Source organism: Peribacillus sedimenti, assembly GCF_046237635.1.
GTDB classification, from domain to species: Bacteria; Bacillota; Bacilli; order Bacillales; family DSM-1321; genus Peribacillus; species Peribacillus sedimenti.
The window spans coordinates 1,315,503-1,339,903 of record NZ_CP143547.1; the positions used below are offsets into that span (position 1 = coordinate 1,315,503).

At 42.2% G+C, this 24,401-nt stretch carries 21 protein-coding genes; 17 read left to right on the forward strand and 4 right to left on the reverse strand.

Annotated features, from left to right (window positions below):
* Nucleotides 1–78: 78 nt before the first annotated feature.
* From V1500_RS06615 to fosB, 11 genes are all read left to right on the forward strand, one after another.
* Nucleotides 79–867, forward strand: coding sequence for a 2-keto-4-pentenoate hydratase (locus V1500_RS06615; protein ID WP_409304788.1), 789 nt, complete (start codon nucleotides 79–81; stop codon nucleotides 865–867).
* Between the two features lie 28 nt (nucleotides 868–895).
* Complete coding sequence (locus tag V1500_RS06620; protein WP_409304789.1) at nucleotides 896–1,078, forward strand: 4-oxalocrotonate tautomerase; 183 nt, start codon at nucleotides 896–898, stop codon at nucleotides 1,076–1,078.
* A gap of 233 nt (nucleotides 1,079–1,311) precedes the next feature.
* A complete protein-coding gene (locus V1500_RS06625) occupies nucleotides 1,312–2,160 on the forward strand; it encodes an extradiol ring-cleavage dioxygenase (protein WP_409304790.1) in 849 nt (282 codons plus the stop codon).
* 723 nt (nucleotides 2,161–2,883) lie between these two features.
* Entirely contained in the window at nucleotides 2,884–4,575 is a 1,692-nt protein-coding gene (locus V1500_RS06630; RefSeq protein ID WP_409304791.1) for a methyl-accepting chemotaxis protein, read from the forward strand.
* Between the two features lie 297 nt (nucleotides 4,576–4,872).
* On the forward strand, nucleotides 4,873–6,084 hold the full coding sequence (gene pobA, locus V1500_RS06635; RefSeq protein WP_409304792.1) for a 4-hydroxybenzoate 3-monooxygenase: 1,212 nt from the start codon (nucleotides 4,873–4,875) through the stop codon (nucleotides 6,082–6,084).
* A 157-nt stretch (nucleotides 6,085–6,241) separates the two neighbouring features.
* On the forward strand, nucleotides 6,242–7,453 hold the full coding sequence (locus tag V1500_RS06640) for an ABC transporter substrate-binding protein (RefSeq protein WP_409304793.1): 1,212 nt from the start codon (nucleotides 6,242–6,244) through the stop codon (nucleotides 7,451–7,453).
* Nucleotides 7,454–7,612: 159 nt separating this feature from the next.
* Nucleotides 7,613–8,473, forward strand: coding sequence for a branched-chain amino acid ABC transporter permease (locus V1500_RS06645; RefSeq protein ID WP_409305934.1), 861 nt, complete (start codon nucleotides 7,613–7,615; stop codon nucleotides 8,471–8,473).
* The gene (locus V1500_RS06650; protein WP_409304794.1) at nucleotides 8,473–9,465 is read left to right on the forward strand and encodes a branched-chain amino acid ABC transporter permease; all 993 of its coding nucleotides are present in this window, start codon (nucleotides 8,473–8,475) and stop codon (nucleotides 9,463–9,465) included. The genes V1500_RS06645 and V1500_RS06650 overlap by 1 nt, the downstream gene beginning before the upstream one ends.
* Nucleotides 9,462–10,217, forward strand: a complete 756-nt coding sequence (locus V1500_RS06655; protein ID WP_409304795.1) for an ABC transporter ATP-binding protein — start codon at nucleotides 9,462–9,464, stop codon at nucleotides 10,215–10,217. The genes V1500_RS06650 and V1500_RS06655 overlap by 4 nt, the downstream gene beginning before the upstream one ends.
* Entirely contained in the window at nucleotides 10,210–10,914 is a 705-nt protein-coding gene (locus V1500_RS06660; protein ID WP_409304796.1) for an ABC transporter ATP-binding protein, read from the forward strand. The genes V1500_RS06655 and V1500_RS06660 overlap by 8 nt, the downstream gene beginning before the upstream one ends.
* Nucleotides 10,915–11,169: 255 nt before the next feature.
* Entirely contained in the window at nucleotides 11,170–11,580 is a 411-nt protein-coding gene (fosB, locus tag V1500_RS06665) for a metallothiol transferase FosB (protein WP_409304797.1), read from the forward strand.
* A gap of 141 nt (nucleotides 11,581–11,721) precedes the next feature.
* Here the strand turns inward: fosB and V1500_RS06670 are convergent, their stop codons facing one another.
* Nucleotides 11,722–12,315: an NADPH-dependent FMN reductase gene (locus V1500_RS06670; RefSeq protein ID WP_409304798.1), complete on the reverse strand. Its 594-nt coding sequence runs from the start codon at nucleotides 12,313–12,315 to the stop codon at nucleotides 11,722–11,724.
* A 463-nt stretch (nucleotides 12,316–12,778) separates the two neighbouring features.
* Complete coding sequence (locus V1500_RS06675) at nucleotides 12,779–13,723, reverse strand: ABC transporter substrate-binding protein (protein ID WP_409304799.1); 945 nt, start codon at nucleotides 13,721–13,723, stop codon at nucleotides 12,779–12,781.
* Nucleotides 13,724–13,904: 181 nt separating this feature from the next.
* Here V1500_RS06675 and V1500_RS06680 point away from each other — a divergent pair, with 181 nt between their 5' ends.
* From V1500_RS06680 to V1500_RS06695, 4 genes are read left to right on the forward strand one after another with little or no spacing between them, the layout of a single operon-like run.
* Complete coding sequence (locus V1500_RS06680) at nucleotides 13,905–14,942, forward strand: FecCD family ABC transporter permease (RefSeq protein WP_409304800.1); 1,038 nt, start codon at nucleotides 13,905–13,907, stop codon at nucleotides 14,940–14,942.
* A complete protein-coding gene (locus V1500_RS06685) occupies nucleotides 14,939–15,949 on the forward strand; it encodes a FecCD family ABC transporter permease (protein ID WP_409305935.1) in 1,011 nt (336 codons plus the stop codon). The genes V1500_RS06680 and V1500_RS06685 overlap by 4 nt, the downstream gene beginning before the upstream one ends.
* Before the next feature lie 12 nt (nucleotides 15,950–15,961).
* On the forward strand, nucleotides 15,962–16,756 hold the full coding sequence (locus tag V1500_RS06690) for an ABC transporter ATP-binding protein (RefSeq protein ID WP_409304801.1): 795 nt from the start codon (nucleotides 15,962–15,964) through the stop codon (nucleotides 16,754–16,756).
* Nucleotides 16,756–17,472 (forward strand): (2Fe-2S)-binding protein, encoded by a 717-nt coding sequence (locus tag V1500_RS06695; protein WP_409304802.1) that lies wholly within the window; start codon nucleotides 16,756–16,758, stop codon nucleotides 17,470–17,472. The genes V1500_RS06690 and V1500_RS06695 overlap by 1 nt, the downstream gene beginning before the upstream one ends.
* A gap of 473 nt (nucleotides 17,473–17,945) precedes the next feature.
* On the opposite strand, the gene V1500_RS06700 is transcribed toward V1500_RS06695, so the two are convergent.
* The gene (locus V1500_RS06700) at nucleotides 17,946–18,140 is read right to left on the reverse strand and encodes a YfhE family protein (RefSeq protein WP_409304803.1); all 195 of its coding nucleotides are present in this window, start codon (nucleotides 18,138–18,140) and stop codon (nucleotides 17,946–17,948) included.
* Between the two features lie 378 nt (nucleotides 18,141–18,518).
* Here V1500_RS06700 and treP point away from each other — a divergent pair, with 378 nt between their 5' ends.
* Together treP and V1500_RS06710 are read left to right on the forward strand one after the other, a co-directional pair.
* Nucleotides 18,519–19,952, forward strand: a complete 1,434-nt coding sequence (treP, locus tag V1500_RS06705) for a PTS system trehalose-specific EIIBC component (RefSeq protein WP_409304804.1) — start codon at nucleotides 18,519–18,521, stop codon at nucleotides 19,950–19,952.
* A gap of 379 nt (nucleotides 19,953–20,331) precedes the next feature.
* The gene (locus V1500_RS06710; protein WP_409305936.1) at nucleotides 20,332–20,892 is read left to right on the forward strand and encodes a GNAT family N-acetyltransferase; all 561 of its coding nucleotides are present in this window, start codon (nucleotides 20,332–20,334) and stop codon (nucleotides 20,890–20,892) included.
* A 266-nt stretch (nucleotides 20,893–21,158) separates the two neighbouring features.
* Here the strand turns inward: V1500_RS06710 and V1500_RS06715 are convergent, their stop codons facing one another.
* Nucleotides 21,159–23,543: a M14 family zinc carboxypeptidase gene (locus V1500_RS06715; protein WP_409304805.1), complete on the reverse strand. Its 2,385-nt coding sequence runs from the start codon at nucleotides 23,541–23,543 to the stop codon at nucleotides 21,159–21,161.
* Nucleotides 23,544–24,401 lie beyond the last annotated feature (858 nt).

A 24,401-nucleotide genomic window follows, 5' to 3' on the forward strand; every position in this document is an offset into this window, starting at 1 on the left:
AATGTGAATTTTTATTTGACTTGAGGCCATCGGTGGATGGCTTTGAGCGTATTTTCGACAGCGGAAGGAGGAAGATGAATGAGCAATGAAGAATACAAAAATATAGCGCAATATTTGGCTGCGGCAGAGGTTGAGAAACGTGAGGTTGTAAAAGTAACTGCAGAGATGAAACCTGATTTAAGCGTTGAGGAAGGGTATCTTATCCAGCAGGAGCTTGTTAATCTCAAATTAAATGAGGGGAAAAGAATAATTGGCCCCAAGATGGGTTTAACCAGCCAGGCTAAAATGACACAAATGAATGTTGATGAGCCTATATATGGCTATGTTTTTGATTATATGCTGATTGACAATGGCGGAACCGTTTCGCTAAACCAGTTAATTCACCCGAAGGTTGAAGCGGAGATTGCCTTTATTATTGGTGAGGACATTGAAGGGCCAGGAGTAACGGGTGCCCAGGTGTTGGCGAAAACGGAATATGTACTCCCTGCACTTGAAATCATCGATAGCCGTTATGAAAATTTTAATTTTACACTTCCTGATGTAATCGCAGATAATGCTTCTACTTCAAGGGTTGTGTTTGGAACTGCCCTCAAGCGCCCAGAACAATATGAATTGGATTTAGTGGGAGCCACACTGTCTATTAATGGTGAGATAAAGGAATTGGGCGCAGGTGCTGCTGTACTTGGCCATCCTGCAAATTCTGTCGCAATGCTTGCAAACATGCTCTCCAGAAAAGGAGAAAAGGTTCGAAAGGGCGATGTGATTTTAACTGGAGCTATTACAAGTGCCATCATGTTTCACCAAGGTGACTTTATAAGCGGGAAATTCGATGGGCTCGGTGAAGTCTCTTTTACTGTGACAGAATAGGGAAATCTTATAAAAAGGAGGCAGAGGCATGCCGATCATAAACGTGCAAATATTAGAAGGCAGACCGGCAGAAAAAATCGCAGAAGTGATTCAGAATATTACAACTACAGTTTCAGAAACCTTGGATGCGCCAAAGGAGAACATTAGAGTAATAGTGACGGAGATTCCCAAGACCCATTGGGGCAAGGCAGGGGAACCTATTTCAAAGTGATATCTGACATCATAATTAACATGAAAAAGCATGGGTTATACAGAAAATGCGATGCGTGTTTCCTGCAAAAGCTATAAGTTTTGCAGCTTCCGCAGACGATTTATTGAAAGCGTTATCAATATTTTTATTCTGAACAAGACACTTGCAACAGTCATTTCTTGTTTACATATTGCTTCACGATTAGAATGCCATTTAATCCCCGCAAGAAAAATATGAAATACAGGAGGTTAGCAATGACAATTGAGTTGAGTATGCTCGCACCCCATGTGCCAAGTATGTGCCACGAGGATCAAGTTCCCGATTTTCAAAAAGACTTGGTGCTATCGATGAAGAAAGTCGCGAGGCAAATAGAAAGCATAAAGCCTGATGCTATTGTCCTTGTTTCTTGTCATTGGCCGTCCACCTTTTTTCATTATGTGGATTGTACACCTGTCCATGATGGAATCTTAACTGCGTTTGAAGCACCAGACCTAATCAAAGATTTGCCTTATCATTACCCGGGAGATGAGGAGCTGGCAAACGAGCTTGTTAAGGCAGGACAGGATGCGGGCCTACAGGTTCAAGGAGTAAATGATCCATATTATATATGGGACTATGGCAGCGTAGTACCACTGCGGTATTTGGTCCCGAATGAAGATATCCCGGTTATTAATCTATCTGTGACGCTTGCAGCGAGTTTGGAAGAAACAAATAGATGGGGCCAGGAAATTGCAAAGGTTCTAAAGCAAAGCAAGAAAAAAATAGTGTTTGTATCAAGCGGCGCCTTATCTCATAATCTGGTCCGCGGAAGGCATAATAAACCAACAGTCACAGAGCATTCGATGGATAAGCAGTTCGTAGAGTTTGTGATGAATAAAGATTATGAATCGGCATATAATATGCTGCCGGAGTATGCCCGATTTGCAAAGGTGGAATCGGGAGGAAGGCATCTCGCTATGCTATTCAGTATGATTGAAGACGGATGTACGCCAACATATTACGCTGATGGACAGTCTTCGGGAAGCTGGAATGCGCTAATTACCTTTGAGAAGAAACAGGCAGCATTAGTAACCTCTAACAATGAGAGTGAATATGTCATATAAATTCGAGAAATGGCAGTATGGGGAACGTTTACAGCTTCCTCTTACTGTTTTTTTGTTTTTTAAATAGACTGATGTGATGATGTTCGATCTTCAGGGATTTACGCTTCAACTATTTAATCTTTGCTCAATTTTAGTATTGGAGCGGAAAAACAGGGAGTAGGTTCAATTTTATCGAATATATGATAAAAACTGAACAGTGAAGGAAAAAATGAAATTAATTTCCATGCTACTTTAGACTGATTGTGATTTATGCTCTATATTAGAAATTTTGCGCTCGATATTCTCAATTTATTGCTCGCTTCTCAGGGATTTATGCTCGAAATCTCAAATTTACGCTCGAACCAAATTATTAGGAGAATTGGAGTGGAAAAACAGCGGAATAATTTTATTTTATTCGTGTGAACTGAATAAATAAGTATGCGTTCACACGCATAAGAAAATTCAAGCACACTCTAACGGATACAGGAACGTAAAACTCATATCCATACTATTAATGAGAACTTGTAGTGCAAAAGAGATTAGTAACAATTGACATGAGACATCATAATCATATGGGAGTCTTTTTTAGTTGGTATAGTTATACATAAACTGGTTAATATTGGGTGATTTTTGAAAGAGTTAACCTTTCCTCCACACTAAAACAATATTAATATTAACCGATAGTTTTAAAGGGAGTTAAAGAAATATAGTTCTAGAAGGAACAATCAAGAAAGGAAAACAGCTATGAAAATATCATCCATTTTGAAAATGACGGCTGCCATTATGGCAATACTTTTTCTCATTACGGGCTGGAGTGTCTTCTCTTTACAGCAAAGCATAACAGAACAGAAGCATACCGTTGAGAAGGAAAAAGAATTAAGCAGCCTGGCCATGCAGCTCCAACAGTCTTCTGATTACTTAACGAACGAAGTACGGGCTTACGTCCAGTTTGGCGAACAGGGGTATTATAATAACTATTGGCGTGAGGTTAATGAAACAAAGACGCGTGAAAAGGTCGTAAAGCGCTTAAAAGATCTAAAGGTGCCTAACGAATTACTGGATTTAGTGGAACGGGCCCAGCAAAATTCGAACAAGCTAGTATCTTTAGAAAATCAGGCCATGAAGGCGGTAAAAGAAGGGAAGCTGGAAGAAGCAAGAAAGTTCGTATTTGGGTACGATTATAACAATGGTAAAAAAAGCATATCCGGGCCTTTAATCGAATTCCAGAAGAAGATTGACAAATGGGCTTCCGACCAGGCACAGTCGGCAAATGCTAAGGTGAAAACAGGCCTGTTTGTTATGATTATTTCTTCGGTCCTTGTAGTGATAGCAACTAGTGCGACCTTCGTTGCCCTTTTCAGAAGGATTCGCCCACTTACAAAGCTGAATGAATATGCAGTAGAAATTACACAAGGTAACCTGACTGTAGAAGAAATAGCAACAGGATCAAAAGACGAGGTATCACAATTAACTCAATCCTTCAATGGGATGGTTGCCAGTCTAAAAAGGTTGTTAAACTCTGTCCACCAGGCAAGTGAAAATGTAGCTTCATCTTCTGAACAGCTGCTAGCAAGTGCTGAACAAACCAGCTATGCCACCCAGCAGGTATCAGCTTCCATTGAAGAAATGGCCTCAGGAGCTGAACTCCAGTTAAAACAGGTTCAGGAAAGTGCTGCTTCAATTCAGGAGGTTTCAAAAGGCATTCAATTGATTGCAGAGACATCTTCCCTAGTTTCTAAAGCATCTGAAGATACTAACAAGAAGTCTGAGATTGGACAGATAAGCCTGAAAAATGCCATTGCCCAAATGAAAGAGATTGAAAAGGATGTTGATAATACATCCAAGTCGATTCAGACTCTGGACCAACGTTCTAAAGAAATTGAAAATATTGTCGTCGCTATAACGGATATATCCGCACAGACCAACCTTCTTGCACTCAACGCTGCCATTGAAGCAGCAAGAGCGGGGGAGCATGGAAAAGGTTTCGCTGTTGTAGCGGATGAGGTACGAAAGCTTGCCGAGCAGTCCAGCAGCTCTGCCCAGCAAATAGCAGAAATTATTAAGTCCATCCAAAATGATACTGTACATACAGTAAATGAAATGAAGCAGGTTACCAACAATGTGGCAACAGGGGTCAGCGTCATACAGGAAACCGGTCTTGTTTTCAACGAAATCTTAGAAGCTACACAAAAGGTTTCATCACAAATTCAAGAGGTAAGCGCTGTATCTGATCAAATGTCGGTGAATGCTCTGCAAATATCCGCCTCTTTCGAAGAGGTACAGTCTATAACAGAAACAGCTACGGCAAAAACTCAAAATGTTGCAGGTCTGGCACAGGAACAGCATGCTGCCATGGAGGAAATCACTGCTTCTTCCAATACATTGAGCCAGCTCGCGGTTGAACTGCGGGATGAGTTGAATAAATTTAAATACTAAAATTAAAGCCTTCCTGAATGGAATTTCAGGCAGGGCTTTTTTTAGTTATGCAGTCATCGGATATGAAAAAGGGTTATAGAGACTGGAACACATCAGAGAATGACCTGGAATTTCGGCTTATATTGTTCCAATTTTTAGATATCGATGTAAATAAAAGTATAGGTTGAATAAAATATTTTCAGTTTGTTGCATATAGAGGAACAATGGGCTTTTATTGTAATTTTTATCAGTATAACATTGTATATGGAAGCGCTGTCATTTCTTGCGGTTACTAATAATTTGGAAGGAGCATGATGTATGCGCACTCAAGTAGGAATTATAGGAGCTGGTCCCGCTGGCCTAATGCTGTCCCATCTATTGCATCTTGATCATATTGAAACCGTCATATTAGAGCACAGGTCTCGTGAAGAAATTGAAGGAACGATTCGTGCTGGAGTACTTGAGCATGGTACGGTGGATTTGATGAACCAGCTCGGAATCGGCAGGAGGATGATGAAAGAAGGCCATATTCATCACGGAATTGAGCTTCAATTCAATGGAAAAAGACACCGCATCAACATGCATGATCTGACAGGCGGCAAAGATATCATGCTTTATGCACAGCACGAAGTCATCAAAGATCTTGTTGAAGCACGGCTCCAAACCGGAGGCCAGATATTTTTTAATGTGAAGGATGTCAGTTTGCATAATATTGAAACCAAGAATCCATACATACAGTTTCGTTCGGGAGAGGGCGAAGAGCTGCAGCGAATTTACTGTGATTTTATTGCGGGCTGTGACGGCTTCCATGGGCCAAGCAGAAAAGCCATCCCAAAAGAGGCCAGACAGGAAAAGCAAAAAATATACCCATTCGGCTGGCTGGGAATCCTGGCGAAAACACCGCCTGTGAATTCAGAGTTAGTATACACAAATCACGAGAAAGGCTTTGCTTTGTTAAGTACACGGTCGCCTGAGATACAACGCCACTATTTACAGGTAGATCCGAAAGATGACATCAATAACTGGTCAGACGACAGGATATGGATGGAGCTTCATGAACGTGTAGATATGGAAGATGGCTGGACAATAAAGGATGGTCCTATTATCCAAAAAAATATCGTGCCTATGAGGAGCTTTGTCTGTGAAACCATGCGTTATGGAAATCTGTTTCTTGCAGGGGATGCCGCCCATATTGTTCCGCCGACAGGAGCAAAAGGACTGAACTTGGCGATTGCTGATGTTCAGGTATTGGCGAAAGGGCTGCATGAATATTACAAAATCAGCGAGGAAAATCTTCTAAACCGTTATGCAGAAATTTGTCTTCGCCGTGTATGGAAAGCGCAAAGATTTTCGTGGTGGATGACGACCATGCTGCATAGAGACTATGAACATACTCCTTATGAGCAGGGCATCCAGTTAGCCGAGCTGGATTATGTTACATCATCTAATCATGCAGCTGCAAGTCTTGCGGAAAATTACGTCGGTCTTCCACTGGAGATAAATATGTTACACACTACAATCTCTAGTTAAATAAGTAAAAAAAATTACCCTTGTTTCACATAAAGAAACGGTTACGTTGTAGGGACATGTCTTACACTATACCATAATAACTAAAAATACTGAAAAATATGTATTTTTATCATAAAGAAATGAAAGCGTTTTATTTAAAGGACTAGGAGGCAAGGAAATGTTGAAAAGATGGAAGATGCTTTGCGTTACGTTAGCGGCAGCTTCGATGATCGTATCGGGCTGTGCAGGATCTGCTGTCACCAATAATAAGGCAGAGGCAGAAAAGAAAAGCGACACTATCAAAATCGGAATCATATTATCGCAAACTGGTACATTTGCTCCATTGGCTGAGAGTATTAAAAATGGGTTTGATTTGTACCTTGAAGAGCATGATAACAAACTGGGCGGAAAAAAGGTAGAGATTAAATATGAAGATGACGAAGCGAATCCTCAGGTGGCATTGCGTAAATACCGACAGCTTGTATCAAGCGAAAAGGTCAATATGCTCGTTGGGCCAATTTCCTCTGCTGTGGCTTATGCGCTGCGCGATGAAGTTGAGAAGGACAAGGTGATCCTCATTGATGCCAATGCGGCAGGGAACGATTTATCCTGGAGCAAAAAGAGTGATTATATTTATCGACTTTCTTTTTCGAACTGGCAAAACGGCAGCAGTGCAGCTGAATATCTATCAAAAAACATCGGCAAGACAGCTATAGCCATAGCACCTGACTATCCTGCCGGCAAGGAAGTAATATCTGCATTTAAAGCTGCGTTTGAAGCGGCAGGCGGAAAGGTACAAAAAGAGATTTATCCAAAATTGGGGACCAATGATTTTGCAACCTATATTACGGATGTGGCCCAGGCTAAGCCAGATTTGGTTTATACATTCATGACAGGAAGCGACGGCATCCGTTTTGTCCAGCAGTATAATGATTTCGGCCTAAAAGGAAAGATTCCATTAGCGGGGCCAATGGAGTTTGGCGATCAGCTGATCATTGAACCGACAGGAGATGCGACTGAGGGAATCGTTTCGGGAATCATGTATTCTCCATGGCTTGAAAACGATGCAAACAAAAAGTTTGTAGATGCCTATAAACAAAAGTACGGCAAGCTACCAAACACTTTCTCTGTAGAAGGATATGATTCAGCCCAGGTTATTGATAATGCGATTGAGGAAGCGGGCAGCATTAAATCTGATGACTTAGTTAAGGTTTTAAAGGGTATTTCCTTTGACAGCCCGCGTGGACCAATCACAATTGATCCTAAAACCAACAACCCGATCCAGAATTTTTATATCGTAAAGAATACAAAAAAGGATAATGAGATTATCCCTGAAGTGCTGGAAACGGTGGAAAAAGTAACAATGCCGGAAACAGCCCCTTCGAAATAACCCAAGTGAAACAGAATTGGGATTCGAAGACTTTGTCTTCAATCCCTATTTGCTTATTAAAACAAAAAGAAAGTTTGGGCACTTGCGTATTTAACGGTTAAAAGAAAGCTTGTAGGTTTTTTCGCTATATCAAATAGAAAGTGAGGGATAACATTGTCATTGTCAATTTTTTCGGTACAGCTGTTGACTGGATTGGCATACGGGATGCTTTATTTCATGATTGCGGCAGGATTGACGATTATTTTGGGAGTAATGAACATTGTCAATCTGGCGCATGGAACATTGTTTTTGCTTGGATCCTATATAGCATTTACCTTTATCAGCCAGGATTTTAACTTTTGGATGGCGTTATTGCTTTCGGTCGTGATTACGGGAGTGTTGGGCATTATCATTGAACGGCTTCTGATTCAAAGGGTATACGGGAAGGAGCTAGAACAAGTGCTCCTTACATTTGGACTTACTTTTATCATTGCTGACACTGCTAAATGGATTTGGGGTACTGAGATGCAAACGATCGCTGTACCGGCTTTGCTGGATTCGTCTATATCCATCGGGTCTATGGTTTTTCCTGTTTACCGTTTGTTCGTCGTATTGGTCGGCTGTGCACTGGCATTCCTGTTATGGTACTTTGAGAGCCGCACGCGGATTGGAGCAATCATACGGGCCGGTGTTGATGATAGAACGATGGTAGCAGCACTGGGCATTAATGTCGGCGTTGTGTTTACCGGTGTCTTCGCATTTGGTGCAAGCCTTGCCGGACTAAGCGGTGTGCTTGGCGGACCTTTAATTGGAATGTATACGGGAATGGATTCTGACATTCTAGTAACTTCCTTGATTGTGGTAGTAATTGGAGGGCTGGGCTCCTGGAAAGGCTCATTTATCGGTGCTATTCTAATCGGACTTATCGAAACGCTCGGGAAGGTTTGGTTCCCTTCACTATCCATGCTCATCGTGTTTCTGCTAATGGTAGCCGTATTGTTAATCCGTCCTCAGGGACTGTTTGGAAGAGAGGTGGCATAGTGAAAAGGAATATCTTGATTATGTTTCTGCTTTTGCTGCTGGTATCGGCGCTGCCATTTATCGCCAGTGCGTATGCTGTCAATTTGGCCGCTGAAATATTCATAATGGCCATTTTCGCAATGAGCCTTGGATTGATCATGGGGTATGCCGGCATGGTCTCCTTGGGACACGCTGCATTCTTTGGAATTGGCTCCTATTCTATTGCAATCTTAGGACCAAAAATACCAAACTTCTATCTTTTACTGCTGTCATCTATTTTAATATCCGGCATAATTGCTCTTATTACCGGGGCGATATTCATACGGACATCCAAATTTTATTTTCTGATGATTACTCTTGCTTTCGGCCAGCTTTTGTTTGCGCTTTCTTGGCAATTGAAAGAATGGACAGGTGGAGCAGATGGAATGAAGGTTTCCACTTTCATGAATTTCGGCTTTGGTGACATTACAGGGCCCCTGGGAATTTATTATGTAATGGCGTTTGCGTTTGTTTTTGTATATATTCTTCTCCAATTTTTCGTCAATTCTCCGGCAGGCAAGATCATAAAAGGAACGATGGAAAATGAATCACGGATGAGTGCGCTCGGTTATAACATACGTAATTATAAATTATTGGCCTATTCATTTTCAGGGGCCCTGGCTGGATTTGCCGGGTCGCTATATGGATACTACAATCTTTTCGTGAGTCCTGACTTAACGAACTGGATGTTTTCCGGACAGGTCATGATTATGGTGATCATTGGAGGAGTTGGTACTCTAATGGGACCGGCTATCGGCGCAGGGCTGTTTATTTTCTTGCAAAACTTCATCAGTACCTATACAGAGAGATGGCCTATCATAATGGGTGTGCTTTTGGTGGTTCTTGTCCTTGTCGGCAAGGGGGGCATCATTCATTGGCTCGGGCTGTTGAAATCGAGGCTGGTTTTCCGGCGAAAAATACCAAAGAAGGAATCTCCTCCGCAACAGGTTGAGAAGAAGGAGGTAGTCAGTTGAGTCTGTTACAGGTTGAAAATATCAGCAAATCATTTAAAACTCTGCAGGTGCTGCAAAGTGTGTCCCTTGAAGTCCAGCCTGGCGAGCGGCATGTGATTATCGGCCCCAATGGCGCAGGAAAGACCACCTTATTTAACTGTATTACGGGTACACTTCCAATTAATTCTGGGAAGGTATTTTTGGAGGGGCAGGAGATCAGCAGGCTGCCATCCCACAAATTGGTGCATCTTGGGATGTCACGTACATTCCAGAAGAATAATTTGTTTGGGGATCTTTCTGTAGAAGAAAATCTTCATCTAGCGTTAGCTTCGACAAAGCCTTATCGTTTTCAAATATTTAATGCTTTATCAAATCATCGTGATTTGAAAAGGGAAACGGATGAGCTGCTGGAACAATGGGATATATCCAAGCGGCGCACCGAAAAAGTGAACAACCTTTCATACGGTGAGCAAAGGCTGTTGGAGCTCCTTCTGGCGATGGCCAGTAAGCCGAAGATTTTAATGCTCGACGAACCGACTTCAGGAATGTCTCCTGCGGAAACGGTACAAACCTCGCAAATGATTCAAAAGCTGCCTCGTTCGATCGCAATCCTTGTGATCGAGCACGATATGGAGGTTGTATTTGCCATCGCGGATCGAATAACGGTTCTGCACCATGGCGAGGTAATTTTAAGCGGCAGGCCTGAGGAAGTGCGCAATAACGAGCATGTCAGGCAAATTTACTTCGGGGGAGGAGCGAAAGCGCATGCTTGAATTACAGGAGATACACTCATATTATGGAACAAGCCATATTCTGCAGGGAGTAACATTTTCGGTTCCAAAGGGGAAGTGTGTAGCTCTACTTGGCAGAAATGGTGCCGGAAAGTCAACGACAATCCATACCATTGCCGGGCTTCATAAATCGAGGACAGGTACCATTCGATTTAAAGAGCATACAGTGAGTTCTCTTCCTTCTCATCAGATTTCCCGGATTGGAATTGGATTGGTGCCGCAGGGAAGAAGGATTTTTCCTTCTCTTACCATACGAGAGAATTTGACTATGGCATCCCGGAAAAGTGCAGGAAGCGGGGACACAGGCTGGGATATAGAAAAGGTGTATGAACTGTTCCCTGTCCTTAAAGAAAGAGAAAAGAATATGGGAACCCAGCTATCAGGCGGACAACAGCAGATGCTTGCGATTGGGCGCGCCTTGATGACCAACCCTCAGTTTCTGCTGATGGATGAACCTTCGGAGGGACTTGCACCCGTAATCATTGATCAGGTTGGCGACATTGTCTGCAAACTGAAGGAGACAGGGCTCTCTATACTGATGGTAGAACAAAATATAGCGCTTGCCTGTAAGGCTGCAGACAAAATCCTAATCATGAATAAAGGAACAATCGTCTGGAAGGGCACACCTTCTGAATTACTGGAAAATGAGCAAATTCAACATAAGTATCTCGGAGTTTGATTTTTGGGACGGATGTGCATGAGCGCCTGATAAAAGGGGCTCTCTTTTTTGTTAACTAACTGCTGAAGAGTGTGAGTTGAGTTAGTATTTTCTATTCTTATGGAACTTTAGTAACTTATATGAACTAAGTCTTATAAAATGATGAATCCCTGGAAAATTACGTATTAAATTCATTAGTATTTAATGGGAAATTCACACTTGATAGATCCCTGTTTACGATGCTAGTGTAATGGATATAGAGAGGGGAGTTATAGTGTGCAAATAAATCATCTGTTATTTTCGGTAAGCGATTTGGACGAGTCTATTTCTTTTTATGAGAAGGTGTTTGGGGCGAAACTCTTGGTCAAGGGGCGTTCGCTTGCTTATTTTGATCTTCACGGATTATGGCTGGCGCTGAATGTAGAAACGGATATACCGCGCGAGGAAATTAAACAATCGTATACGCATATTGCCTTCTCTGTGACAGAAGCTGAATTAAACGCGCTGCAGGTTAAATTGTCACAGTTAGGTGTGAATATTTTGAAAGGCAGAGAGAGGGACGATAAGGACAAGAAGTCTATATATTTTACCGATCCTGATGGTCATAAATTTGAATTTCATACCGGGACACTTGAGGAACGGTTAAGCTACTACCGTGAGAAAAGCCATATGCAATTTTTTGAGTGAGGGATAAGGGATAATATTGGATCCAAAATGTGTTCCAGGGCTGGAAGAGGCGGCGACATAAATGACTCTATCTGCATGCGTTTTTAGGATTACATACATAAAATCAAAAGGGGGATGATTGCTCATCCCTCCCAGTAATTTTTAGCGTAAAGTTTTTAAAGCACCGCTCCACGCGAGCACCTGGTTTAGCATCTGGTTAACATTATCCTGATGCAGGTCAGCTGGTTTAAACTGGCTGAAGTTTTCGAAATCTGTGAATAACGATAATGTCGGATGAACTCGAACATCTGCAACCTGCAATTCACCCAGGATGCCGCGAAGGTGTTCTGCTGCACGTGCTCCACCAGTTGAACCATAGCTTACGATACCGGCCGCTTTATTGTTCCATTCATCGCGTGCGGAATCAAGTGCATTTTTTAAAACACCAGTGATGCTGTGATTGTACTCTTGAACGATAAATACAAATCCATCCAGGCTGGAAAGCTTTTCTGACCATGCTTTCAATCCAGGTTCTTCACCGGTTCCTTCACCCACGAAAGGCAATTTGTAATCTGCGATATCCACGATTTCATAATTGGCATCTCCGCGCTTATCTGCCATTTCTTTAACCCAATTGCCAACTTCAGGACTGACGCGGCCCTGGCGTGTACTGCCCAAAATAATCCCGATATTTAACTTTTCCACTTGGTGTTCCTCCTTGTTAGTTGCTCCAAATATCCTGCTGAAAAATCCCATGTTTTATCACCTATTTACTGCTTTTTTCTTGGCACTCAATTATCTCTAATTAAAATGTCTTGAATTAAGGATATAATATTTCTATTTACTTGTCAAAACTTATTTCTGCGTCCGTTTATGAGGATATTAATACTGAAGGGCAGCATCATTGTGATCGTGCCGTGTCTGGGTGAAAAAACAGGGATCAGCAACTGGTTCATGTATTGGTATGATTCAGGTGATGATATTGATTATTAGGGAGAAGGATTATTAAGAGTATTTCAGACAAGCAGGTTTCAAATGCAACGTATTAAAACGATTTAAGAAAGGCTTCTTATATAATGAGGTTTTATTCCGGTTTTTCTTTAAATGACCATAGGAGTCATAGTGAGCTGGAATTATTGGCTTTAAATTAGATGAATCCAATAAAAAAGCCTGTAGAAAGACTTCCATTCTACAGGCTTAATCATATTTGGATTAACGATTATTTTTCCGTCAATGCTTTCGTGATTTCGTCAATTGTCAGGCTGTTCGCAATCATGCCATTAATTGTCCAGTGGGTAGGGTCCTGCATGTCATAGACATTTCCTGCTTTAACAGGCAATCCGTTATAGATTGAGCTTTTCTTCAGTTTTTCCAGGCCAGCGTCTCCAGGTTTGCTTACTATAAAGAGATGATCTGCATCCAGCTTAGATAAAGACTCCAGGGACACCGGCTGCCAGGTGGCTTCTGCTTTCGGAAGTTCTTTAATCATTTCCGGCTGTGCCACTCCTAATTCCTGATAAAGTACGTTAGCTGCAAAACGATTGTTTTCAAACAGATAATACTGATCACCTGCAACCCAAATAATTGCTGCTGTTTCCTCGCCAATGGCAGCCTTGATATCAGAAGAAGCTGCTTTTACTTTTTTCTCATAATCTGCAATTTTTTCATTGGCTTCCTTCTCTTTTCCAAACAAAGTTCCCATAACTTTTAACTGCTTTTTCCAGTCAGAGCTGTCTTCATCCTTGAATACATAGGTTGGGGCTATTTTCTTATACTCTTCATATTTTCCGTTTTGAACGGCACCTGCAGAGCTGAAGATAATTAAATCAGGATCTGCTTCGATTGTTTGTTCCAGTGGTAAATCCCAGCCGATCTTAGGCACGTCTTTCAAATCTTTTTGAAGATAATCCAATACTGTCTCTCCGATAGACCATTGTGCAGCTGGAGTTATTCCAAGCGATAAAAGGGCATCTTCCATATATGGAGCAACGATTCGCTTTGTATCCGCAGGTATCGTAACTTCGCCCATAGCGTCTGTAACAGTAACATCCTTAAGTTTTTCCGTATCCTGCTTTCCTTCATTTTGTTGTTTACCGCAGGCACTTAAAACCAAAAAGAAAGAAAGGATTGAAATAAGAAGTATACTTTGCTTTTCAATTAGCATGATAATTCCTCCTGATCATCTATAACTACCGAAAATGATAATCATTATCAGTCTCGGTGTCAATAAAATTATTTCCATTGAGAAAAAATAGTAAAATTGCTTGAAACTATAGTAAGATAATCATATACTTAATCATTGAAAATGATTCTCATTATATATTAAATAGAGAGGTTCGATCCGGGTGGAGAGAGATCCTAATAAAAACATTGGTATTCAAATAAATCGGGGACTTCGCACAGCCTGGATAGTATGTATCGGATTGATTGCTCTATTATGTGCTTTTTCAGTTTCAATTATCTATGGTTCAACAAATATTACTTTGAATACATTATGGGAGGCTATTTTCCGATTTGATCCAGATGTAACTCAGCATCAAATAATAAGGGAAATACGCTTTCCCAGAGCTTTAATTGCCGCAGTGGTCGGAGCATTTCTTGCTATTTCCGGTGCGATTATGCAGGCCCTGACGCGCAATCCTCTGGCAGAGCCTTCTTTGCTGGGGGTATCCCAGGGAGCTGCATTTGCCATGGTCCTCTTTCTTACACTGATTCCGGGAGTATCATCAACTGGCACCATTTTAGTATCAATGCTTGGGGCCGGTTTATCAGTACTCTTGGTATTTTCACTGTCTTCCATTGCCAGGGGGGGAGGGAATCCGGCCAAGTTATCCCTTGCAGGTGTTGCGGTCGGGATGTTTCTTAGTTCCCTTACATCTGTGTTTTCGATACACTTTAACGTTGCAAAACAGTTAAGCTTCTGGTACGCGGGAAGTTTAGCTGCTTCGGACTGGCAAGGTGTAAAAATGCTTGGCCTGGCTGGATTGGCTGGCATCGTCATGGTCATTATACTTGCTCGACCGTTAACTTTACTGGGTCTCGGAACAGATGTCACAAAGGGATTGGGCATCAATGTGCGGGCAGTTAATATACTCGGGGTAATCGCAGTGCTTGTGCTTACTGGAAGTTCCGTCGCAGTATCAGGAACTGTGGCTTTTGTGGGCCTTGTTGTGCCGCATATAAGTGCCATGCTCGTGGGTTCAGACTACCGGCTATCCCTGCCTGTATCCGCGGTGTTTGGCAGTTTGCTGCTAGTGCTTGGCGACATAGGCTCGAGAATGATCAATCCTCCGTATGAAACGCCTATTGGAGTGGTTACAGCTGCAATTGGTGTTCCATTCTTTCTTTATTTAGTTCGGAGCGGAAGGAGGAGATTCCAATAAAAGCAAAACAGTTCAGCTTTAAATGGAGCATTCTTGCATTAATTTCGGTGCTTTTTATATCCTGCCTGTTGAGCTTGAACCTTGGTGCGATTTCCATTGCACCGATGGAGGTGGTTCAAACCTTGTTTGGTATGGGATCACCCAAACAAGAGTTGATTTTATTCGACTTTCGGTTGCCATCAATCGTTTTAGCGATCATGGTTGGAGCGGGAATGGCAATATCGGGGACAATTCTTCAATGCATTACGCGAAATGAATTGGCTGATCCGGGAATTCTTGGCATAAACGCTGGTTCTGGCCTGGCAGTAGTTCTATATATTACTTTCTTTCAAAACGCAGCAGGCAGCCTAAGTCCATTGAGTACTTATATTCTTCCGCTGTTTTCGTTTTTAGGAGCTGTTCTTACAGGCGGGTTAATAATGGGTCTTGCGTGGAAGCGAGGAATCGATGCGATTCGATTGATCTTAATCGGTATAGGAGTGAATGCTGGTTTAAGCGCAATCATCATAGCCCTTCAACTTAGGCTGGAACCCAATGATTTCGTTAAGACAATGGTTTGGCTGTCCGGAGATTTATGGGCAGGGCAATGGCAGTATGTATGGGCATTGCTGCCGTGGTTTATCATATTGTCTGCAGGATCTTTCTATAAATCCCATACACTCAATGTGATGAATTTAGGAAGCCAAATGACAACAGCATTGGGAATACGCAGTACGCGTGAGCGAATCATATTGCTATTGACAGCTGTTGCATTGGCCGCTCTTGGAGTCTCAGCAGGAGGGGGCATTGCTTTTCTGGGATTGATAGCGCCGCATATCGCCCGGCGGATCGTTGGACCAAAGCATCAATTATTAATTCCGGCAGCAGCAACAGTGGGGGCAATCATTTTGGTCCTTGCTGATACAATCGGGACAAACCTTCTTTCCCCCACGGAGATTCCTGCGGGACTCGTTGTTGCGATTGTGAGTGTTCCGTACTTTTTAATAATATTCATGAAAACTAGGTAAGGAGAATGAAGGATGAGTAACCTGTCTGCAGAACAATTGACGATTGGATATGAAGAGCGGATTATCGTGCAGGACTTAAATTTACAATTTAAACCGGGTAATATTACCGCTATTATTGGACCAAATGGCTGCGGCAAGTCAACGATACTTAAAACAATGGCCAGGCTTCATCCAGCATCTTCGGGCACGGTTTATCTTGATGGGAAAATGATTCATCAGACTCCTACCAAGGAAATAGCAAAGAAACTGGCGATTCTGCCACAGACGCCGGAAGCGCCAAGCGGCCTCACTGTACATGAGCTTGTGTCCTACGGCCGAACCCCTCATCAGTCCGGTTTTTCCCGGCTGCAGGAACACGATAGAGAAGTCATTGACTGGGCACTTGAGGTTACAGGGCTGACTGAGCTTCAGCACCAGGCTGTCGACACTTTATCGGGAGGACAGCGCCAGCGCGCATGGATTGCAATGGCCATCTCTCAGGAAACTGGACTGCTGCTTCTGGATGAACCGACTACTTATCTCGATCTGGCCCACCAATTAGAAGTTTTGCAGCTTTTGGAAAAATTGAATCGGGAAGAAGGCAGGACAATCATTATGGTCATCCATGATTTAAATCAAGCATCAAGGTTTGCACACGAGTTAGTCGCAGTAAAAAGAGGCAGGATTGTCCATCAAGGTGCGGCAAGCGAGGTCATGAAAGAGTCTATTTTAAAAGAGGTCTTCAATATAGAAACGACCATTGTGACAGACCCGAGGACGAGCAAGCCTGCCATGATTTCATACGATTTAATTAAGGATGGGGTATAATGCTGATGAAAGAAGCGATATGGCGGGAGCTGGAGCGTTTTAACATAATCGAGGACCATGATGGGAAACCTGTTGCACTAAAGGATCTATCATCATTGCTCCAGATTGCTAAACAGGGCACGGGCACGGAACCTCCTTATGCAATTGCTTCTGTATTGATGCGAAGTATTGCTTTTGTGTTTGTCGCACAGCTGTATGCTCTTAGCAAATATCGATTGAAGTGGTCGGGAGATGGAAGGGAAATATTTATTGCGAACCGTACAATAGGGGGAAGATGGGCACCGCAGTGGATTTTACAAAATGGCAGCTGGGTGACTGTATCAGAAGAAGACGTATTTCTGAGTCTGCAAAGAATGATTTGTGATGAATGCGGGCCAATCGTAAAGGCATTAGCCATCGAAACAAAATCCTCTCCAATGGTTTTATGGGAAAATGTTTGGGGATATGTGCTGTGGATGTATGTTCAATTATTTCAGGAATCGGGCCCAATTGCAGAACGGGCTCATCAGGATTTAGAATTATTACTCGATCATGATGTGTGGAAAGATATTGAAAGATCATCTCCATTTAAAAAATTTTTGCAAGGCAAAACTCCCGAGGAAGCGATGGCAAGTTTTGCACGCGTGACATGCTGTCTTTATTACATGGTTCCGGGCAATGAAAGATGTTCTTACTGTCCCCTTCTATCCAGGGATAAATGCCTTCAGCCAGAATAATGGTTTTGGCCTAATGTTGATATTGCTGCATTTTAGGTAAATAGAGCCAAAAAATAATGATGACCTGGATTTCTTCCTGGAGGTCATCTTTTTATTTTCGTATTGATAATGTTCAACTGTTTCATCATCTAAGGCAGATAGAAATGGGTCATTAACAGTATGAGGCTTATACTTACCCTGGTAAGCATCTTCATGCAGCACACATCCTATTCTAGTAGAATTATTGGCTCCATCTTTCTATTTAAGGGTAGCATGGATGTGTGTACAGTATATTAATTGAATATTAATTTATAGTTAACCAGTATTTGCAGTTCTAATTTTGGATGGGAAAATCAGATAATGGTTTGGAGAATGTCAATGCAGGAAGACCTTACCTCCAACTTAAGGTGAGGGGGACTTAAGAAGCTCATAGACATAGTGTTTGCTTTTTCGCATAGATAAAGCTCTGCCAGAAATGGCAGAGCTTTAACATGTTATTCTTTATTATTTGTATTCTTTCCGGAATAGGAGGGTTTTTTACTTTTTTCTGCTTTATAAGCCTTTTTGAATTCCCCGCTGTACAGCACTTCCTGAGTGTCTGACAACCCATTATTCAATAGATTAAATCCTTTATTGGGTACATTTTTGTCCACAATCATTACCCCTTTCGACATAATTTTTGTTTTCATTTTTATATACCCTTTACTGATGCAACAAAACGGGCGGGATTTTTCGGATCACTAACTCCTATGGCGGAGCAGCGGACCATTTATCCGTAATATGGCAAGCCTGGGATTGGCAACAGAATAAAGCCGCAATAAGAGGTGCTTTCCGGGTATATACACTATTTTGTTAGGAATCAATTATTTTTTTACAAAATCTTTGTTGACAAACCTGTATATACAGGATATGATGAAAGCGTAAACAAAAACTTGTATATACAGGGATTGGAATAAGAGCAGACAGCCCTTATTGTAAGCGTAATCAGACCTGCATGTACAGTATTTGATTATAGGACAAAAGAGATAAAAGGATTGGAACAAATTCAATCTACAGGGGGAAGAAACATGAGTAAGTATACAGATCCAGCCAAAGAGTTACTGGAGCGCATTGGTGGAAAAGATAATGTCGCCGCGGTAACGCATTGTGCGACAAGGATGCGTTTTGTATTAAATGATCCGAAGAAAGCAAATGTTGATGATATAGAGGCAATTAAGCTTGTAAAGGGTACATTCACACAGGCAGGGCAATTCCAGGTTATCATCGGCAATGAGGTTTCTTCATTTTATAATGAGTTTGTGAAGTTGGCAGGTATAGATGGGACGTCTAAGGAAGAGGCAAAAATTGCAGCCAAGCAGAACATGAACCTCTTACAGCGGTTGATTGCCCATCTTGCAGATATCTTTACTCCGCTAATTCCGGCGCTTGTAGTCGGAGGTTTGATTCTTGGTTTCAGAAATGTAATCGGTGACATTAAAATGTTTGAAGGCGGCACAAAGTCGCTTGTTGAAATTTCTCAGTTCTGGGCGGGTGTCCATTCGTTCTTATGGCTTATTGGGGAAGCTGTATTCCACTTCCTGCCTGTTGGTATTACATGGGCAATCACCAAGAAAATGGGTACTTCACAGATTTTGGGTATCGTACTTGGTATAACACTTGTTTCTCCTCAGCTGCTTAACGCATATGGAGTAGCAGGCGCTAAAGAAATACCTGTATGGGATTTCGGATTTGCACAGATTGAAATGATCGGTTATCAGGCACAGGTTATCCCGGCAATTCTCGCTGGTCTTGTACTAGCTTTCTTAGAGCGTAAATTGCGTGATATCGTTCCTAATGCGATTTCAATGATTGTGGTACCGTTTTTCGCACTAGTTCCAACTGTTCTTATTGCACATACTGTTTTAGGCCCTATCGGCTGGCAAATTGGTTCATTCATTTCTAATGTAGTATATTCAGGGTTAACTTCAGCATTTGGCTGGCTGTTCGCAGCAATCTTTGGTTTTGCGTATGCCCCACTTGTTATCACTGGCTTGCATCACATGACTAATGCAATCGACCTTCAGCTTATGAGTGAGCTTGGCGGAACAAACCTATGGCCTATGATTGCTTTATCCAATATTGCACAGGGTTCTGCTGTTGTAGCGATGATTTACATCAACCGCAAAAATGAAGAAGAAAAGCAAGTTTCTATTCCGGCAGCGATCTCTTGTTACTTGGGAGTAACTGAGCCAGCGATGTTCGGTATCAACCTTAAGTATGGCTTCCCGTTCCTGGCTGCCATGATCGGATCTCTGGTTGCAGCAGTTATTTCTGTAGGAAGCGACGTAATGGCAAACTCCATCGGCGTGGGCGGACTGCCAGGCATTCTTTCCATCCAGCCACAGCACATGGGCATGTTCGCAGTTAGTATGGCTGCAGCAATCGTTATACCATTCATTTTGACAATTGTTTTTGCGAAAACAAAAATGACTCAGGTATCTTTCAATAAAAAAGCAGCTTAAGTTATCAATAGAGAGGAGGGGGATATATCTCCCTCCTTTTTTCTGTTCTTTTTTAAAAACCTTTACCCGTGGACTGGTACGAGAGCACATAACAGGAGAAAGAAGGAAATGATCAGGGACGTAAAGAATAATAAGGGGATAAGCAAATATATTGTCGGTTAAGGAACTGGTAATAATGAAAACCGCTTTATTTTTTTGTTCGTTTTAGAAATTATTCGAGATGTGCCAGTTCCAAATTTAGTGGACGAAGGCGCTCCCTCGGAGGGCGTCGGGACCAGTATGTAACAGCCTGCCTTATTTTCCTTAGGATTAGGTGAAAGGAGCCTGATTCCTTCTAATTAAAAAATAAATGAACAAAGTGTAAAGGCCGGTGAGAACATTGAACCCTAGTTTATTGGAATTGCCCGCTTCTGTTGAAACACAGCGTCTATTGTTAAGAATGCCGTTAGTTGGCGACGGTAAAGTGGTGAATAAGGCAATCAGGGAATCTATTCGTGAATTGAAGCCGTGGCTTCCTTTTGTTCAGAATACGCCTGAAGTTGAGGAAACGGAAGTTAACATAAGGGAGGCTCATGCCAGATTTTTGAGGCGGGAGGATTTGCGTTACCTTATTTTTCACAGGGAGACACAGGAATTCATTGGGACGTGCAGCCTGCACAATATTGATTGGGATGTTCCGAAGTGTGAAGCAGGGTACTGGATCCGTACTAAATACAGCGGCAAAGGCTATATGACCGAAGCGATTGAACAATTGACCCGGATAGCAGTGGACGATTTACATTGCAGACGGATAGAAATCAGAATTGAAACAGAGAATGTGAAAAGCCGCGCCATTCCCGAAAGATTGGGGTTTGCGCTGGAAGCTGTTCTAAAAAATGAAGATTTGTCGGTGGATGGAGAGCAGCTTACTGATACTGTTATTTATGCTAAAACAGTATAATGGATGAAAACTTCTAAACATCATTGAGCTTTTTTATCCTAAAGATGGTTATTCTTATGAAAATAGGGAATATTTTTACTGGGTGCCGTTTCACCAACGACTGCGGAACTTAACCAACCGCTGGACCTCACTTGGCACCTGTGAGGTCTTTATTATTATAAGATCTTTGAAAAAAAGGATTCTCCTCCGAGATCCTTTTTTATTTTTGTGAGTTGCATCCAATAATATAAAGAGCCCCGCCTTAAAGAGACGGGGCCGTCTTATATTTATTTAGCAAAGATTGCATTTGATAGTAAGCGGAAAAGGTAATCAGTATGGTCGCGGAAACCAGGTTCCAATCCTATCAGAGTAACATCTTTGTCGCCTTCCTGGACGATGACAGGCTGGCCTTGCGCACCCTGTCTGTCTGCCCAGTGTCCTGCAATAAAGAAGTCAGTGGAGTTGGCATAGGTTGCTGCAATCTTGTCATTTTTTACACCGTCTCCGGAATACCAGACAGGACGGTAGACAAATCCAATATCATCACGGTTGTAGCCAGCGGTTAAATTTGTATCGGAATTTGCTACCTTTACGATGCCATTGCTGTTTGCACCGCCGACATTAATGGTATCATCCGACAAGCCAAGCGTCTTAGTTGCTCTGGATGCACCAGCACCTACGGCAATGTATTTACCGCCATTGCTTAAAAATGATTCTACATTCTGTTTAAATGAATCCAGCTGCCCGGTATTCTGGAAACCAAACTCTTTATTTGCTGCAGACAGATTTGTCGAAATCAGGTTCTCAGTTCCGCTGTAAATGAAGACATCATAACCGGAAAGGCCATTTTCAGCAACGTGGACAGGTGTTACCTCACTTAACTGGAACCCAAGACGTTTCAATGCAAGCTTTGTACCAGAGTGAGACTGCTGCTTGCCCATGCCGCCATCCTTAAGAATGGCAACCTTTACGTTCAGGACTCGCTCTACATTGCCAGGAATAGATGAAGTACCTACATGAAGTCCTGATTCTTGGACCGCTGCAGAAATCGCATTGGCAGGTGCATCAGTATAAAAATCCCCTTGTAAATCCCTTACGACAGCAACTCCTTGCTGTACCAGTGTATTGGCTAGATTCACTGCCTTGATGGAGCTGTTTGGAATCAGGAATGGACCTTTGCCAGACAGGGTTCCGCGGCCTTTAATCTGGCCAGTGACCTTTTTTGCGACGGGGTTTACAGCGGTTTTGGCGGCAATCGCTTCAAAGCCCCAGAGTTCAGGCAGGCTCCATGCCGAGATGTCATACATGGCAGGAGTATCATCCGTGATATCTTCCCCGTCCCAGAGCATGGTATTCGCAAGACCTGCCTTTGCCTGATCCATTTTCACCAGGTAAGTGCCTTCAGGGTAAGAAACCCCATCAGCGACAAAGGATTTTGCAGCCTGAACCACTTCGATATCATTATTAAGCAAATGGTTTACAGCTTTTTCAGTCACGGTAGGGTCCTTTTGGTCCACCGGCAAAATATAAGCCTCTGGAAAGAAGCCTTCATTATGGAAAGGATGATCAAAATTGATACCGCGCCTGAACATCTCGATTTGATCTGTAATCATTCCCTGTTTATTATTGGTTGCAAATTGCAGAGCCCCCATAATCGCATCATACTGCCAGCGAACTCCGTCCAAATCATTGGTAGGGGCTTCCAAAGTATGTCCATATGCACCATGGTACATCGCATACATAGGCGTGAAGATCGGCGGATAATCATCCCATCCTGCGCTATCATCACGCTGAGGGATGTAACTGCCTTCCATTGTTTTGTACAGGGAACCGGAGTACTTGTCCTTGTTTGCGAGGATTTCTGCTTCCATTGCATAGGCTTGCGGCAGCGCCCACTTATTATAAAGGTCATATTCGTAATTTGGATTATGCGGCGGTGTACAAGGCTCAATCAAACCCTGCAGGTTTGGTCCGTAATTTTTTACATAACCATGTGTATCGAGGAAGACCATTGGATTCCACTCTTTAATTAATTCAACGGTTTCTTTTGTTTCCGGCTGGGACTGAGTAATGAAATCCCGGTTTAAATCAATCCCTTCCCCGTTAAAGCGGGTTGCGTCCACTCGTCCGTCCGGATTCTGAACGACATTGAAAATGAGAATATTGTTGCTTAGAATATTCTTCGTCACATCGTCATTTTGCGTAGCAAAGCGCTCAATAAGCTGTATGACCGCATCTGAGCCAACAAACTCGGTTCCGTGGATCGAGCCGTTAATCATGATGGGAACTTTGAAATCAGGATTTTTGGCAATCCAGTTTTGCGCTTTTTCCGGATTTTTGAACATTTGTTTGCGTAACGCCTTGTTCTTGCCGAACTTCCCCTGTGTTTCCGGGTCAGCAATAGTAACGACGTATAAGGGAAGTCCCTTTGTTGACTTTCCTCTGTCCTCCACTTTTATACGGTTTGATTGTTTTTCAAGTGCAGCGAGTTTACTCCCGATTTGTGAGAATCTCATAAAGTCATAGTTTTCACTATTAAACTTGCTTCCACCTTGTTCTTCGTATGTATTAACATTTGTCCATTTAATCGGTTCCGCGTTAGCCGGCGAAAGCTGTGGTGCAGCTAAAAAGCTAACTGCCAAAATACTGGAAAATACTTGTTTCTTATCCAAACGACAGTCCTCCAATCGTATAAATATTATTTTAGATTTATATTAATTCCTTTGCTGATGAGTAACAATAGACAGAAATAACTAGAAATCCAGATTTTAGGCAGGCGGAAAGACGTATTTTTATAGTTCATGACATTGAAACCGAAAAAGAGACTTACTTTGGTAACGAAAGATAAATTATTTGAAAGAGCAGGGGTATGCCTCTTTTTCTCGCCCTGATCTTGGAGGAGTTAAATGTGTTGAATGTGTTTTTAAACGTTTTCAATATAATAAAAGAATTTGCATTATTCCCTTGAATGTTTATACATAATAAGTTGTGGGATAGCAATTAATTATATTTCAAAAGTATTTCCATTTTATAACTTCATAATGAAAGGAAAGATTGAATGAACGGGGTGAGAATCTTTGTGATAAGGGATTCACTTATGAGAGGATTGCATAAAAAAGAAAGTGGTGTTGGCGGAAGGTACTGGCTTTATTGGGAAATAATTTTCAAACGAGTTTCAGAAGCTTGGTTATGAGACGCTATTATTTCGAGATCCTCTGCTCATGTAACATGGGACAATCAGGCAGGTATCATTGAAACATTGGAAGATCCTGCAGTTAGTCATTAATCTTGCCGGAAAAACGGTGAACTGCAGGTGCAGGGATAATAAAAAAAGTGAAATTATGTTTCCAGAACGCAAGCAACCGAACTCTTGGGGCATGCTGTATTAACATGCAAAAAACCCGCCTTAAATTACAGCAAAGCAACTATTTACGATCACGCTGAAGATCGTCCGATGACAGAGAGTGGCGGGGATCCGGATCAAATATCCTGAATTAAAGACAGATTAGAGGAGATACTCAAATAACGAA